This window comes from Aestuariispira ectoiniformans (assembly GCF_025136295.1).
GTDB lineage: Bacteria > Pseudomonadota > Alphaproteobacteria > UBA8366 > Aestuariispiraceae > Aestuariispira_A > Aestuariispira_A ectoiniformans.
Map to the genome: position 1 here is coordinate 3,027,714 of NZ_CP062788.1, position 14,937 is coordinate 3,042,650.

A 14,937-nucleotide genomic window follows, 5' to 3' on the forward strand; every position below is an offset into this window, starting at 1 on the left:
CATGGAAAAAGGCGGGACCGTAAATCCCGCCTTTTCATAACCAGATGTGATGTCGGGCCTATTCCAGTTCGACCAGCAGGTCCTTGGCCTGGACCTGTGTGCCGACCGGGGTCACGATCTTCTTCACCTTGCCGTTCTTTTCGGCATGGATCGCGGTTTCCATCTTCATTGCCTCAATGGACAGCACCACGTCCCCGGCAGAGACCTCCTGGCCTTCCTGAACGGACAGGCTGGCCACCATACCCGGCATCGGCGCCGCAACATGGTTCAGGTTGCCCTCTTCCGCCTGTATGTGGACATGAGCCGTTGCCGCCATTGCCTTGTCGCGTGTTTTCACGGTACGGGGCTGACCGTTCAGCTCATAAAAGACCGTCCGGCACCCTTCTTCATCCGGCTCACCCATCCCCAGGAAGCGGATCACCAGGGTTTTGCCCGGGTCAATATCGACGGCAATTTCCTGTCCGGCATCCATCCCGTAGAAGAATACCGGTGTCGGCAGGATCGACAAATCGCCGTATTTACGACGTTCGGCGGCATAGTCCTCAAAGACCTTCGGATAGAGCAGGAAGGCCGAGATATCCTGATCGCTGACATGACGATGCAATTTCTGCTCAAGCTGTTCGCGAATCGCTTCGAAATCAACGACTGGTAGATGTGCGCCGGGACGCTCCGTATTGGGCTTTTCGTCCTTCAGGATTTTCTTCTGCAGCGCTTCCGGGAATCCACCCTTCGGCTGGCCCAGGTCCCCACGGAACAGGGCCACGACGGAATCCGGGAAAGAAACTGCCTTGTCCGGGTTTTCCACGTCGGCCTTGGTCAGGTTGCTGGACACCATCGCCAAAGCCATGTCTCCGACCACCTTGGAAGACGGCGTCACCTTGATGATGTCGCCGAACATCTCGTTTACATCGGCATAGGCATGCGCCACTTCCGGCCAACGCTCTTCCAGGCCAAGCGCCCGCGCCTGTTCACGCAGGTTGGTGTATTGGCCGCCCGGCATTGCATGCAGATAAACCTCCGATGCGCCCGACCGGATATCGCTTTCAAACCCGGCATAGTTCGCCCGCACCTTTTCCCAGTAGCGGGAAATCTTGCGAATGGAATCCTGATCAAGTCCCGGATCCCGCGGCGTATCACGCAATGCAGCAACAATAGACCCCAGGTTCGGCTGGGAGGTAAGTCCACTGAAGGCATCCATAGCCGAATCAACAGCATCCGCCCCTGCTTCTGCCGCCGCAATGACAGAAGCGGCCGAAATTCCGCTGGTGTCATGGGTGTGGAAATGGACCGGCAGGCCGACTTCTTCTTTCAGCGTCTTGACCAACGTACGGATGGCAACCGGCTTGGCGACACCGGCCATATCCTTGATGCCGATGATATGTGCCCCCGCCTTTTCCAACTGTTTGGCCATATCAACATAATAGGCCAGGTCATATTTGTTCTGACCGGACGCCATCATATCGCCGGAATAGCAGATCGTGCCCTCGCAAAGCGCGCCGCTTTCCAGAACGGCATCCATGGCAACCCGCATGTTTTCCACCCAGTTAAGGGAATCGAAAACACGGAAGATATCCATGCCCGCTGCGGCTGCTTCCTTCACGAAATGCTGCACAACATTGTCGGGATAGTTTGTGTAGCCGACCGCGTTAGACGCCCGCAACAGCATTTGCGTCAGCATATTCGGCATCGCTTCACGAAGCCTTGCCAGACGTACCCATGGGTCTTCCTTGAGGAAGCGCATAGCAACATCAAAGGTTGCCCCGCCCCAGCATTCCAGCGAGAACAGGTTCGGCAGCAGATGTGCATAGGCCGGCGCCACCTGCAGCATGTCATAGCTGCGCATACGCGTTGCCAGCAAGGACTGATGGGCATCGCGCATGGTGGTGTCGGTCACCAGAACCGGACCATAATCGCGCATCCATTTGGAAAACGCCTCCGGCCCGAGTTCGGTCAGCTTCTGCTTATACCCTGCCGGTGGTTCCGCATCGGGTGTCAGTGGCGGCATCGGATAGTGGAAACGATCCGGCTGTTCCCGGCCTTCCACTTCCGGATTTCCATTCACTGTCACTTCGCTGATGAAATTCAACAGACGGGTTGCCCGGTCCCGGCGACGCGGGAAATGGAACAGTTCCGGCGTCTGATCGATAAAGCGGGTCGTGTATTCCGCGTTCAGGAATTTCGGGTGATTAATCAGGTTTTCAAGGAAGGCCAGGTTGGTCGCCACACCACGAATACGATACTCACGAAGGGCACGGTCCATGCGGGCCAACGCCTCTTCCGGTGTAAAGCCCCAGGCCGTCACCTTTTCCAGCATCGAATCGAAATAGGGCGTGATCACGGCCCCGGAATAGGCTGTGCTGCCATCCAGACGGATGCCGAAACCGTTTGCGCCACGATAGACCTTGATGCGGCCATAATCCGGGATGAAGTTGTTTTCCGGGTCTTCGGTGGTGACACGACACTGCATCGCATGACCGTGCAACCGGATTTGCTCCTGTTCCGGCACGCCGCTTTTGCCGTCGCCAATGCACGCGCCTTCCGCAATGCGAATCTGTGCCTTGACGATATCAATACCGGTCACGACTTCGGTGACGGTATGTTCCACCTGGATGCGCGGGTTGACCTCGATGAAATAGAATTTGCCGCTGTCGGCATCCATCAGATATTCGACCGTACCGGCATTGGCATAATTCGCGGCTTTCGCCAGACGAATCGCAGAACTGCACAATTCCTGCTGTGTTTCCGGCGTCAGGTACAAGGCAGGCGCGCGTTCGACAACTTTCTGGTTGCGGCGCTGCACGGTGCAATCGCGTTCAAACAGGTGAACCACATTACCCGCCTGGTCACCGATGACCTGCACTTCCACATGGCGGGCGTTGCGCACCAGTTTTTCCAGATAAACCTCATCATTGCCAAAGGCAGCCGCTGCCTCACGACGTGCGGTATTGACCTGGTTTTCAATGTCATCCGCCGATTCAATGATCCGCATACCACGGCCGCCGCCACCCCAGCTTGCCTTCAGCATCAGGGGATAGCCGACTTCTGCAGCCATTTTGCGGACTTCATCCATGTCCCTCGGCAACGGTCCGGTCGCGGGCATGACCGGGACATCTGCCTTAACCGCGAGGTCGCGCGCAGCAACCTTACTGCCCAGAAGCCGCATGGAATCGGACGACGGACCAATGAAGGTAATACCAGCGGCCCGGCAGGAATCGGCGAAACCGGGGTTTTCCGACAGGAAACCGTAACCGGGATGAATGGCATCCACGCCAACAGATTGCGCCAGGGTAAGGATGCCTTCGATATCCAGATAAGCCTGAACCGGTCCCTTGTCCTCACCGATCAGATAACTTTCGTCGGCTTTAAAACGGTGCAGGGAAAAACGGTCTTCGTGTGAGTACAGCGCTACCGTTTGAATACCCATCTCGTTGGCTGCACGGAAGATTCGGATGGCGATCTCCCCGCGGTTTGCAACCAGCAGCTTTGTTATTTTCATATATACACTCCCAGAGCCTATCGGCGCATGACCATTGGTTTCCTGGCCTTTTCCGTTCCCCGTTTATAATTTTATGTGCTTATAGCACTTTTTTGCGTTGCAGCATAATTACCTTTGCGTCTCACATTTCGCAAGGTTGCGACATAATTAGGCTGATTTTTATCCTTAGCCGTGGCCCGAGTACCACACAACCGCCCTGTAGGTATGGCAAAAAACCACCCCAACAGGTGGAATTATATTGAGTTAGCAACCGCGCAGCACAACAAGCGATTGGCGAAGCGCAATTAATCCCTATATAACGACAACCGATGATAAAATGTGAAGGCGGAAAGCCCGCAAGTTAAAGGGAAGGTCTATGACACTTACAGTGGCAATTATCGGGTCTGGCCCGTCCGGAATGTATCTGGCAGACCGGCTTGCAAAGAAGCTGCCGGATAGTCAAATCGACGTGATAGACCGCCTGCCCACCCCTTTCGGCCTGGTCCGCGCGGGCGTCGCCCCGGATCATCAGGGAACGAAGAAAGTCATCAATCAGTATGAAAAACTGTTTTCCCAGCCCGGTATCCGGTTTCTTGGCAATGTCGAGGTTGATCGCGACGTAACAATCGCCGAACTGAAGCAATTCTACGATGCCGTTGTGATTGCCACGGGCGCGCAAGTTGACCGCAAGCTGGGCATTGAAGGGGAAGACCTCAAAGGTGTGTACGGCTCTGCAGCTTTCGTCGGCTGGTATAACGGGCATCCGGATTACCGCGACCTGACCCCGGTCCACCACCATATCCGAAGTGCCGTCGTGATCGGTAATGGTAACGTGTCCATCGATATCTCCCGTGTACTGGTGAAAGAGCCGGGTGAGATGGAGGAATCCGACCTCTGCGAACATGCCCGCGCGGCAATTCACAACGCTGAAGTTGAAACGGTCTACCTTGCCGGTCGCCGTGGCCCGATCGAAGCCAGCTTCACCCCGCCGGAGCTTCGTGAACTAGGCAAGCTGGAAAGTGCCATACCGGTCATCGAAAACACCGCCCTGCCCGACGATCTGCCGGACTGGGTCGATACATCCGTGCCGGAGGGACGGGTGCGTTCCAAGAACCTGGAAATATTCAAGAGTTTTCAGGAACTGGATGCCTCTTCCGCGCAAAAGAAAATCCATCTGCTTTTCCAGGCAAGCCCTGCAGCGATACTGGGCAACGACCAGGGTGAAGTCCGTGCGGTGCGGTTTGAACGCACAGAAATAGACGGGAACGGCAAGGCCACCGGCACCGGTGAGTTCTTTGAGGTGCCAGCCGATCTGGTCGTGACCGCAATCGGTTACAGATCCCGTGCGCTGGCCGGGGTGTCCTTCGATGACAAACGCGGTGGCTATCCCAATGAAGACGGCCTCATTGAGGAAAATGTTTATGTGGTCGGCTGGGGAAAACGCGGCCCGTCCGGGACAATTCCCACCAACCGCGCCGATTCCTTCCAGGTTGCCGACCGTCTCATAGCCGATCTGGGTGACGGCCAGAGTAAAGGCGGCCCGGAGGCGCTTAACCGCCTGCTCGTCGAACGCGGTGTCCGGGTAACAACGGCAAAGGACTGGCAATTGATTGACCAGTTAGAGGTCAACCGGGCAACCGGCCCTGCCCCGCGAGAAAAACTGACCCGCGTTCAGGACATGCTGGATTCCCTCGATTAGTCCCGGCGGTCATCCAACAACCGAAAAAATATCCTGATAGTTGTCGCGCAGCACGTTCTTCTGGACTTTTCCCATGCTGTTGCGCGGCAGGCTATCGACAAAGAACACCTCTTTCGGTGACTTGAAACCTGCCAGCTTGGTGCGCGCGGCCTGGACGACCGCCGCCTCATCAGGCTGTCCTGTGCTCGCGTCGCGGGTTACGACGGCAACCACGGCCTCGCCAAAGTCCGGATGTGGCACACCAATGACGGCACTTTCATCAATGCCGGGTATCTCGTCCAGAACGAGTTCCACTTCCTTCGGATAGACGTTATAGCCGCCGGAAATCACCAGATCCTTCGCACGCCCGACGATGGTCACAACGCCCTTTTCGTCCAGCCGCGCCATATCGCCAGTGATGAAATATCCGTCAGCGCGAAACTCCGCCGCGGTTTTGTCCGGCATCTGCCAATAACCCTGAAAGACATTGGGCCCTCTAATTTCCAGGATTCCGGTTTCCCCAACTGGCAACACCGAGCCATCTTCGTCAGTGACCCGGACTTCGACATCCGGTAAGGCTGGCCCTACGGTTCCCGCAATACGATCCTCCTTATAGGGATTGGATGTGATCATCCCCGCCTCGGTCATGCCATAGCGTTCCAGGATCGTGTGTCCGGTCCGTTCCTGGAAACGGTGGAATGTTTCTTCCAGAAGCGGCGCTGAACCCGATATGAACAGACGCATATTCTGGCAGGCCAGCTTATCGAATTCACCCAACGCCAGCAGGCGTGTGTAGAAGGTCGGAACCCCCATAAATACGGTCGCCCGCGGCAATTGCCGCACGACCTCATATGCGTCGAACTTGTTCATCAGGATCACGGTTGAGCCGTTCAACAAGGCGCAATGCAAGGCAATGAACAGGCCGTGCACATGAAAAATCGGCAGGGCATGCAGCAGGACGTCGCCATCCTGCCAACCCCAGATTTTATGCAGGGTCAATGCATTGGCCGCCAGATTGCCATGGGACAGCATCGCCCCCTTGGACCGGCCGGTTGTGCCGGACGTATAGCAAATTCCGGCCAGGTCGCCTTCTTGTCGTGGTTCAATCTCCTGCAAGGGGTCTGCAAGATCCCTGGCATTCTGGAAGCTGCCGTTCCCTTCCGGGTCAAGAGCCAGAACATGTTCAACCCCTGCATGGATCGCAACCTGGCGAATCGCCTCCAGCATTTCCGGGCGGCAAACCACCATACGGGGCCCTGCGTCCTTGAGGAAATACTCCACCTCTGCCGAGGTGTAGGCGGTGTTGAGCGGCAGGTATACGACACCGGCCCGCAAGCACCCCAGATACAGGAATACATTGTCGGCGCATTTATCGACCTGGACGGCAACCCGGTCTCCGGCCTGAATACCCAGTTGGCGCAAAAGGCCGGCTACCTTTGCGGTCTCCCGGTCGAGATCGTCATAGCTGAAGCCCGGTCCATCAACACAATCGAGGAACAGTTTGCTGCGATCTGCCGGAAACCGGCTTTCAAACAGAGCATAAAGATTCTTGTTCATTGTTCCCTCGTATTCTGCCCGGCGTTGGTGGCCGTTTCTTCAAATTGAAAGCTACGCCTGAACCGGAAAAGAAGCAAAACGTCATCGCTTCGTAAACAAGAATAACAATTTAGGCTATACTGCTGCTTCCGGAAATGAGGAGAAAAGAAAATGCTTTTTTCGATCGCTCACTTGGATACCGACAGGCTCAAGGCGGTTCAGGCTCTGGAAGATGATATCGGCAGTCCGCTGGTTGCCATGTCCACGGTCAATGCCAACCCCACCGCCCTGCCAGACGACAAACTGGAAAAAATCAGGTCGCTTGAAAAAGAACTGGGGATCGTTCTGGTCGCCTGCCAGAAAAACTGACCACACCATAAAAAACGGCGACGTGCTTTCGCAACGCCGCCGTTCATGAGTACTTGAAAAGCTGATCAGCCGTCCAGTTTGGCTTTCAGGATCTGGTTGACCGCACCCGGATTTGCCTTGCCCTGGGTTGCCTTCATGACCTGGCCGACAAACCAGCCGATCAGTCCGGTCTTGCCACCGCGATACTGTTCCACCTGGCCCGGGTTATTGGCGATGATATCATCGACAATCGCCTCAATGGCGCCGGTGTCAGTGATCTGCTTCAGGCCTTTTTCCTCAACGATGTCCTTGGCATCCTTGCCGGTCTCGAACATTTCGTCGAAAACGTCCTTGGCAATCTTGCCGGAAATCGTGTTGTCGGAGATCAGACCGATCAGACTAGCCAGGTTTTCCGGTGTAACCGGGCTTTCTGTGATGTCCTTACCCGCCTTGTTCAGACGCCCGAACAACTCGGAGATCACCCAGTTGGCCGCCAGTTTCGGGTCCGCCGTGGCAACGACTTTTTCGTAATAAGCCGCCGTTTCCTTTTCCGCCACCAACACACCGGCATCATAGGCCTTCAGGCCAAAGTCCTGCATGAGGCGGTTCTTTTTCACATCCGGCAGTTCCGGCAGCGTGGTCTTCATCTCATCGACGAATGCCTGCTCCACGACGAGCGGTAACAGGTCCGGATCGGGGAAATAGCGATAGTCATGCGCGTCTTCCTTGGACCGCATGGACCGCGTCTCACCCTTGCCCGGGTCGAACAGGCGGGTTTCCTGAACGATCTCGCCACCGTCTTCCAGAACTTCAACCTGACGGGCGGCTTCATATTCGATCGCCTGCTTGACGAAACGAATAGAGTTCACGTTCTTGATCTCGCAACGTGTACCGAACTCGTCGCCCGGACGACGAACGGAGACGTTCACATCCGCACGCATGGAACCTTCCTGCATATTGCCATCGCAGGCACCGATATAGCGCAGGATGGAACGCAGCTTGGTGATATAGGCACCAGCCTCTTCGGGCGAGCGCATATCCGGTTTGGAAACGATTTCCATCAGCGCCACGCCGGAACGGTTCAGGTCGATGAAGGATTTCGTCGGGTGCTGGTCATGGATGGACTTACCGGCGTCCTGTTCCAGATGCAGGCGTTCAACACCGATTTCCTTAGTGCTGCCGTCTTCCAGGTCGATGGTGATCGTCCCCTCGCCCACAATCGGCAGTTCATACTGGGAAATCTGATAGCCCTGCGGCAAATCCGCGTAGAAATAGTTCTTCCGCGCAAAAACCGATTTCAGGTTGATGGCGCAGTCCATGGCAAGCCCGGTCCGGACCGCCTGACGCACACATTCCTTGTTGATTACCGGCAACATGCCCGGCATTGCCGCATCGACCAGGCTGACCTGTTCGTTCGGTTCCGCCCCGAAAGCCGTTGCCGCACCGGAAAACAGCTTTGCATTGCTGGTGACCTGGGCATGGACTTCCAGCCCCAGAACCACTTCCCAATCGCCGGTATTCCCTTTGATCACATATGTCATCGTATTCTTCGCCTCTATTTACCGGTCGACTTAACCCACGAGGAACTGCGGCTTGGCATCAAAGCCAGCAGCCTGTTCCACAACATGAGCAGCGCGCAGGATCGTTTCTTCGTCAAACGGACGACCCAGCAGTTGCAGACCCAGCGGCAGGCCACGGCCATCCAGACCGGCCGGAACCGAAATACCCGGCAGCCCTGCCAGGTTGGCCGGCACGGTAAAGACGTCGTTCAGATACATGGAGATCGGATCGTCCATCTTCTCGCCAATCCCGAAAGCCGCACTTGGTGTCGCCGGTGTCAGCAACAGATCGCAGCTGTTCCAGGCATTTTTGAAATCTTCCGCAATACGGGTGCGGACTTTCTGGGCCTTCAGGTAGTAGGCATCATAGTAACCGGCAGACAGCACGTAGGTGCCGATCAGGATACGGCGTTTCACCTCTGCCCCGAAACCTTCGGCACGGGTTTTTTCGTACATGTCGTTCAGGCTGTCGCCCTCATCCACAACCCGCAGGCCATACCGAACGCCGTCATAGCGTGCGAGGTTGGAAGAAGCCTCCGCCGGGGCCACGATGTAATATGCGGGCAATGCATATTTCGTATGCGGCAGGGAAACATCAACGATTTCCGCCCCGGCATCCTTGAGCCAGTCAATACCCTGCTGCCAGAGCTTGCTGATCTCTTCCGGCATACCGTCAATGCGGTACTCTTTAGGAATCCCGATGCGCAGGCCTTTGACATCCCCGGTCAGCGCATCTTCGTAATGCGGCACCGGCGCATCAACACTGGTGGAATCCTTCGGATCGAAACCAGCCATGGCTTCCAGCATGATCGCCGCATCGCGCACGTCACGGGTCATGGGACCTGCCTGATCCAGAGAACTGGCGAAGGCAACAATGCCCCAACGGGAACAACGACCATAAGTCGGTTTCAGGCCAACAGTCCCGGTAAAGGCTGCCGGCTGGCGGATGGAACCACCGGTGTCCGTACCTGTCGCCGCAACAACCGCATGGGATGCCACCGCAGCCGCGGAACCGCCGGACGAGCCACCCGGCACCAGATCGGTATTCGGGTCGTCGTTACGCTTCCACGGGTTTTTCACATTGCCGTAGTAGCTGGTGATATTGGCGGAACCCATGGCGAATTCGTCCAGGTTCAGCTTACCCAGCATGACAGCGCCGGCGTTCCAGAGATTGGAAGAAACCGTGCTTTCATATTCAGGTTTGAAGCCATCCAGAATATGGCTGGCTGCCGTGCTCAACACCCCTTCGGTGCAGAAGAGGTCCTTGATGCCCAGCGGAATACCTTCCATGATCCCGCCGTCGCCCTTGGCAAGACGCTCATCGGAGGCTTTCGCCATCTCCAGCGCTTTTTCCGGCGTTTCAGTAATGAAAGCGTTCAGCGGACGTACCGCCTCAACAGCCGCGACATAGTCGGTTGTCAGCTCTGTTGCGGTGAATTCTTTGTTGCGCAGGCCTTCGCGGGCCTGCGCCATGGTCAGATCGGTCAGTTTCGTCATCGTCTTGCCGCCTTATTCGACCACTTTGGGAACAGTATAAAAGCCCATGGCCGTATCGGGGCCATTAGCCAGCACCTTGTCCGGATAATTACCGTCGGTGACTTGGTCTTCCCGTTGTCGCAGGGTCATCTCAACGACGGACGTCATCGGCTCTACGCCATCCGTGTCGACCTCTCCAAGCTGTTCGATCCAGCCCAGGATATTGTTCAACTCACCCGCCAGAGGTTCCAAATCCTCTTCGGGCACCCTAATACGCGCAAGATGCGCGATCTTCGCGACAGTTTCCTTGTCGAGCGACATCCGCTCCGTCTCCTTGGAAAATTCGGGGTTTCTACAGACCGGCGGAAGCTATCACCACAGACCAAAGGGTGCAAGTAAACGACCGCCCGCCCGTAGAAATTCCTACCATATTTCGACTGTTCATTCCGCAAATGCCGTAAACTGTTTTACAGCCCGGGTGTTTCGCCACATTCTCCATCTCTTTTTGACATTATTTCGCCACCAGCATTAGCTTAACCATTATCCGATACGGACCAACAGGCCTGTAAGGGGGATAAATGCGGGTAAATTCCATCCAGTGCATCGTATTTCTGACAGTAATTGGCTCTGTGGCGGCCTCTCTGCCCCCTGCCCTTGCCGCAGAGAAGCAGCCCGACAATGGTGGTATCCTTTCCATCCAGATGGAAAATGACTTCTTTCTTGGCGACACCGACAGGCATTTCACACATGGCACCCGCCTGTCCTACACAACGGGAGAAAGGCCAGCGGATACAGATGACCTGATTGCCAAGGCAGCCGGTCTTGTTCCCTTTTTCCCGGACCAGGGCGTCAGTCGGGCGCATTACGCCCTTGGACAAAATATCTATACGCCTGCCGATATCACCGATGTGAACCTGATTGAGGATGACCGTCCCTATGCGGGTTGGCTCTATCTGTCGGCAGGTCTCTTTTCCGTTTCGAAGGATCGCGACCGCATGGACAACCTGGCTTTTGAGGTTGGCGTTATCGGTCCCTGGTCTCAGGCAGAAAAAACGCAGAAGACCTGGCATGAAACATTTGGTTTCCGGGACCCGAAGGGCTGGGACCATCAACTGGAAAACGAGGTCGGCTTCGATATCGTCTACAACCGTTCTGTCAGGGTCTGGAAGAAAGAGTTCCAATCTACAGGCCTTGAGATGGATCTGGTTCCGAATGTTGGATTTTCACTCGGCAACGTCTTTACCCATGCCAACGCCGGCGTGACAGTGCGTATCGGTGACGACCTCAGCACAGATTTCAGTCCACCGCGAATCCGGCCAAGCCTCCCCGGCAGCGATTTCTTCTTCTACACCAGGGATTTGGACTGGTATCTATTCGCCTCTTTTGGCGGACGGGCTGTTCTGCGGAATATATTCCTGGACGGCAACACCTTTACGGACAGCCACCGCGTGGACAAAAAATATTTTGTAGGAGACCTGCAGGCCGGGGCGGCCATCACCTGGCGTGACTGGCGGTTGAGCTATACCCATATTATCCGCACGGAAGAGTTCCATGGGCAGAAGGACCCCGACCGTTTTGGCGCAATCAGCCTGTCGTATCGTTTCTAATGCATCGGATGGATGCCGTCTCAGGCAGTGAACTTCTTCGCAAAGTCTTTACGGGTAAAACGCCTGATTGCGGCAGGCACCTCTTCAACGCCGCCGATTGCATCGCCGCTTAAGCAGTGGACAGATGCTTTATCTGCGACAACGGCGCATTGCATATCCTCCACCTTTGAAAGCCAGGGCGTTAACCCGGACCGTCGGGCAGTAGAAGCAAAGCGCCCGATCATCTCGGATTTCATCTTGAAGGGCTTGCCATGCAGATCCTGATGCAAAATGACAATACTTATCCCGGCCTCACTGAAGTTCCTGAAGTTGAAATCACTGTTTCCCACCTGCACCATCATCCCCCTGCAATGGGGTTTCAGCAACGAACAGATGTCTGACAGACGACCGAACGGTACACCCTGAGGCAAGCCATGGATTTCAAAATACAGGAATTGCCGCAAAGATGCAGGAAGGACGCTCAACAACTCAATATATTCCTTGCAGTGCGACAAGGTGCTGACCGTCTCAAAATGCACCGGGAAACTGAGAAACAACTTAAAATTATTCTGGATGCATTCTCCGAAGACGTCCAATCCGTATTCCAGAACGTCAAGGTCGAGATTGCTGACCTGCTTTGTACCGCTTTCTGCTACAACCTCGTCGTATCCGCGAACGGTTAATCCTGCACCCAGGTCAACAATCGGCATGACCTGATAGGTCGAGATCACCTGATTATTCATGTCCCAGACCGGCGCGAATCCATAATGAAGTCTTTTTTCTCCAAATCCGGCAAAACGCTGTTGAAGTTTTTCCAGGCGTTCACTGTTTGACCGCCCCTTTGCTTCCACAGACGCACTGAGCTCCCCTCCCTTATTGATCTCGGCCGTTTCCGGTTCCTGCTCCGCGCCTCGTCCTACGCCGTCTTCATTCGCATTATGCCCACGGAGCTGTGTAATTTTGTCGGTGTCAGCCTCCACATCATCATTGGCACCGGTGTCTATAGCCACTTTATCACCTGCAGGCACTTCCACAGGGCTGGCATTTTCCGTGATTTGATTGGCAAGCTCCTGCAAGTCCACCTGCTTCATGGTGACGGAACCATCCATCTCGGCAAGCGCGGTGGTGACGCGGATATCATTCAGATCGTCACTCCCAAGGAAGTGCTCGTGCAACTCCTTTGCGATCCGGATTAGTTTCGCCTTGGACAGCTTCTCGCTCATCTCCGAAAACACGATGAAATATTCTGCATCCGCGTGACGTTCGTAAACATCTGCGCTGGTCAGATGGCGGCTGATGATATTTTCCGTGATTGTATAGACTTGAGACTTGCTCTTGTCCCATCTCGGCCCGAGCTTCAGCTTGATTTCATTCAACCCGATAAGGTGAACGCGTCCGGCAAGTGCTTTCCCGTTCTGCTCAAGCATCTCGTTCAATACGCCGAGCAGCGAGCGCTCCCGATGATATCGTCTGGGCCTTGATTTTGGTTGTATGGCTGGCTCTTTCTTTTTCCGCCAGCGCTCAAAGAATCTCATCTGCCATCCTTACCGCTCAGAGGAGACTGGAGGCTCCCGTTATCATCTCATGCGGTCTTGCAGCGAAAGGAAGAGGCAACTTCAAAGCGAGCCCAACGTCCCCCCAAAAGCAAGATGCGCAACACATTCATGCTTTTGATATTGTGCCAGACATCCCTTTAAAATTGTATTAAGCCTGATCACTTCGCAATACCTGACCTTTGGCTTTTACGAGAGCGTCTTAAGTTGTACAGTTGATTTTCCTTATTCTATCATAACGATTATACGTCGGAAAATTCCAGTGAATGTAGAAATTGTATCCCTACCAGAGGCAATTGCGAAAGGCAGTCGGCTTCTGGGGCTTGATATCGGTGAAAAAACAATCGGGCTGGCTGTCTCCGACCCCGCCCTGAGGGTCGCAAGCCCGATAACCACTATCCGGCGGCGAAAATTCACCAAGGATGCTGAGGAACTCGAACAAATAATCGAGCAACATGGCGTTGGTGGCCTTGTGATCGGACTGCCGGTCAATATGGATGGCAGCGAAGGCCCCAAATGTCAGTCAGTCCGCCAGTTTGCCCGCAATATGCAATATCGGGGTAACGACTTGCCCATGGCGTTCTGGGATGAAAGGCTGTCCACCAGTGCTGTGCAGAAATTCCTGGTGGACGAAGCCGATATGACGCGAAAACGGCGCGGCGAAGTTGTTGATAAGATGGCGGCAGGTTTTATCCTTCAGGGAGCCCTCGATTACCTGTCGGACCTAGCGTGAGATTGCTACCAGATGTTGAGTATTCTTTCGTCTCTGCTTCCCATTTTTTTGCTGCTGGTATTGGGCAACATTCTGAGACGGAATGATTTTCCGTCCCTCGATTTCTGGGCCAAGGTGGACAAGCTGGTCTACTGGGTACTTTTTCCGGGGCTCCTGCTGCATAAAACCTCGACCACCTCTTTAGACGGCGATTTCGTTGCCCCCTATGCGATAAGCCTGATTGCCGCGATGGTGGCCGCAGGCATCCTGGCAAGCGCTGCCGCATTGCTGCTTCAAAAGCCACGCGAGGCCGCCAGTTCTGTCTTTCAGGGGGCCGCACGGCATAACACCTTCATCGCCTTTGCCGTCAGCGAGGCATTGTTCGGGTCCGAAGGGCTGTTCTACGCCGCGATCGGAACCGCCGTCCTTGTCCCCTTCACCAATATCGCCTGCGTCACCGCGCTGATTCTGCTTCACGGAAAGAACAACGGCAAATCACTGCCTCGACGTCTTCTGCGTGAACTCATTCGAAATCCATTGCTCATTGCAATCGCTACCGGCGTTACGCTCAACCTGACGGGCATAGGGCCCCTCCCCGTGATCGACGACATGGCCCAGATCATAGGTAAGGCGGCATTGCCTGTGGCATTGCTCAACGTTGGCGCCGCCCTGAGGATCAAGGCAATCCGCGTCGGCGTTGCCTCCGTCCTCCTGTCGTCATTCGGTAAGCTTTGCATTTTCCCGGCCATCGCGATCGGGATTCTCCTGCTAACCGGGCTCACCGGCGTCCCGGCCTATACAATTGCAATTTACGCAACGGTTCCAACCGCCGTGTCCGGCTATGCATTGGCTAATCAACTGGGCGGAGACGCGCCATTGATGGCAGGTATCATTACAATACAGACACTGATTTCCATGGCGACCATGCCATTCGCGCTGTTTTTCCTCTTCCCCCTCTTTTCGCCGGGTTGAATTTACACTAAAACGCTGGCCGCCTTTATTCGTCACGCATAT

11 protein-coding genes are annotated in these 14,937 nt (G+C 55.3%); 5 read left to right on the forward strand and 6 right to left on the reverse strand.

Annotated features, from left to right (window positions below; all coding sequences use genetic code 11):
* Positions 1-58: 58 nt before the first annotated feature.
* A complete protein-coding gene (gene pyc, locus IF205_RS14225; protein WP_259780019.1) occupies positions 59-3,496 on the reverse strand; it encodes a pyruvate carboxylase in 3,438 nt (1,145 codons plus the stop codon).
* A gap of 355 nt (positions 3,497-3,851) precedes the next feature.
* On the opposite strand from pyc, the gene IF205_RS14230 reads away from it, so the two are divergent.
* Positions 3,852-5,174: an FAD-dependent oxidoreductase gene (locus tag IF205_RS14230; protein ID WP_259780020.1), complete on the forward strand. Its 1,323-nt coding sequence runs from the start codon at positions 3,852-3,854 to the stop codon at positions 5,172-5,174.
* 9 nt (positions 5,175-5,183) lie between these two features.
* Here the strand turns inward: IF205_RS14230 and IF205_RS14235 are convergent, their stop codons facing one another.
* Positions 5,184-6,710, reverse strand: coding sequence for a malonate--CoA ligase (locus tag IF205_RS14235; protein WP_259780021.1), 1,527 nt, complete (start codon positions 6,708-6,710; stop codon positions 5,184-5,186).
* Between the two features lie 150 nt (positions 6,711-6,860).
* Here IF205_RS14235 and IF205_RS14240 point away from each other — a divergent pair, with 150 nt between their 5' ends.
* Positions 6,861-7,058, forward strand: coding sequence for a hypothetical protein (locus tag IF205_RS14240; RefSeq protein ID WP_259780022.1), 198 nt, complete (start codon positions 6,861-6,863; stop codon positions 7,056-7,058).
* A 65-nt stretch (positions 7,059-7,123) separates the two neighbouring features.
* Here IF205_RS14240 and gatB read toward each other — a convergent pair whose 3' ends face one another.
* The 3 genes from gatB to gatC are packed head-to-tail and all read right to left on the reverse strand — an operon-like array spanning position 7,124 to position 10,393.
* Positions 7,124-8,578, reverse strand: coding sequence for an Asp-tRNA(Asn)/Glu-tRNA(Gln) amidotransferase subunit GatB (gene gatB, locus IF205_RS14245; protein ID WP_259780023.1), 1,455 nt, complete (start codon positions 8,576-8,578; stop codon positions 7,124-7,126).
* A gap of 30 nt (positions 8,579-8,608) precedes the next feature.
* The gene (gatA, locus tag IF205_RS14250; RefSeq protein WP_259780024.1) at positions 8,609-10,093 is read right to left on the reverse strand and encodes an Asp-tRNA(Asn)/Glu-tRNA(Gln) amidotransferase subunit GatA; all 1,485 of its coding nucleotides are present in this window, start codon (positions 10,091-10,093) and stop codon (positions 8,609-8,611) included.
* A 12-nt stretch (positions 10,094-10,105) separates the two neighbouring features.
* Positions 10,106-10,393, reverse strand: a complete 288-nt coding sequence (gene gatC / locus IF205_RS14255; RefSeq protein ID WP_259780025.1) for an Asp-tRNA(Asn)/Glu-tRNA(Gln) amidotransferase subunit GatC — start codon at positions 10,391-10,393, stop codon at positions 10,106-10,108.
* A gap of 257 nt (positions 10,394-10,650) precedes the next feature.
* Here gatC and IF205_RS14260 point away from each other — a divergent pair, with 257 nt between their 5' ends.
* Positions 10,651-11,679: a lipid A deacylase LpxR family protein gene (locus IF205_RS14260; RefSeq protein WP_259780026.1), complete on the forward strand. Its 1,029-nt coding sequence runs from the start codon at positions 10,651-10,653 to the stop codon at positions 11,677-11,679.
* A 20-nt stretch (positions 11,680-11,699) separates the two neighbouring features.
* Here IF205_RS14260 and IF205_RS14265 read toward each other — a convergent pair whose 3' ends face one another.
* The gene (locus IF205_RS14265; RefSeq protein ID WP_259780027.1) at positions 11,700-13,193 is read right to left on the reverse strand and encodes a hypothetical protein; all 1,494 of its coding nucleotides are present in this window, start codon (positions 13,191-13,193) and stop codon (positions 11,700-11,702) included.
* A 280-nt stretch (positions 13,194-13,473) separates the two neighbouring features.
* On the opposite strand from IF205_RS14265, the gene ruvX reads away from it, so the two are divergent.
* Positions 13,474-13,944, forward strand: coding sequence for a Holliday junction resolvase RuvX (gene ruvX, locus IF205_RS14270; RefSeq protein WP_259780028.1), 471 nt, complete (start codon positions 13,474-13,476; stop codon positions 13,942-13,944).
* Between the two features lie 12 nt (positions 13,945-13,956).
* The gene (locus IF205_RS14275) at positions 13,957-14,895 is read left to right on the forward strand and encodes an AEC family transporter (protein ID WP_259780029.1); all 939 of its coding nucleotides are present in this window, start codon (positions 13,957-13,959) and stop codon (positions 14,893-14,895) included.
* Positions 14,896-14,937 lie beyond the last annotated feature (42 nt).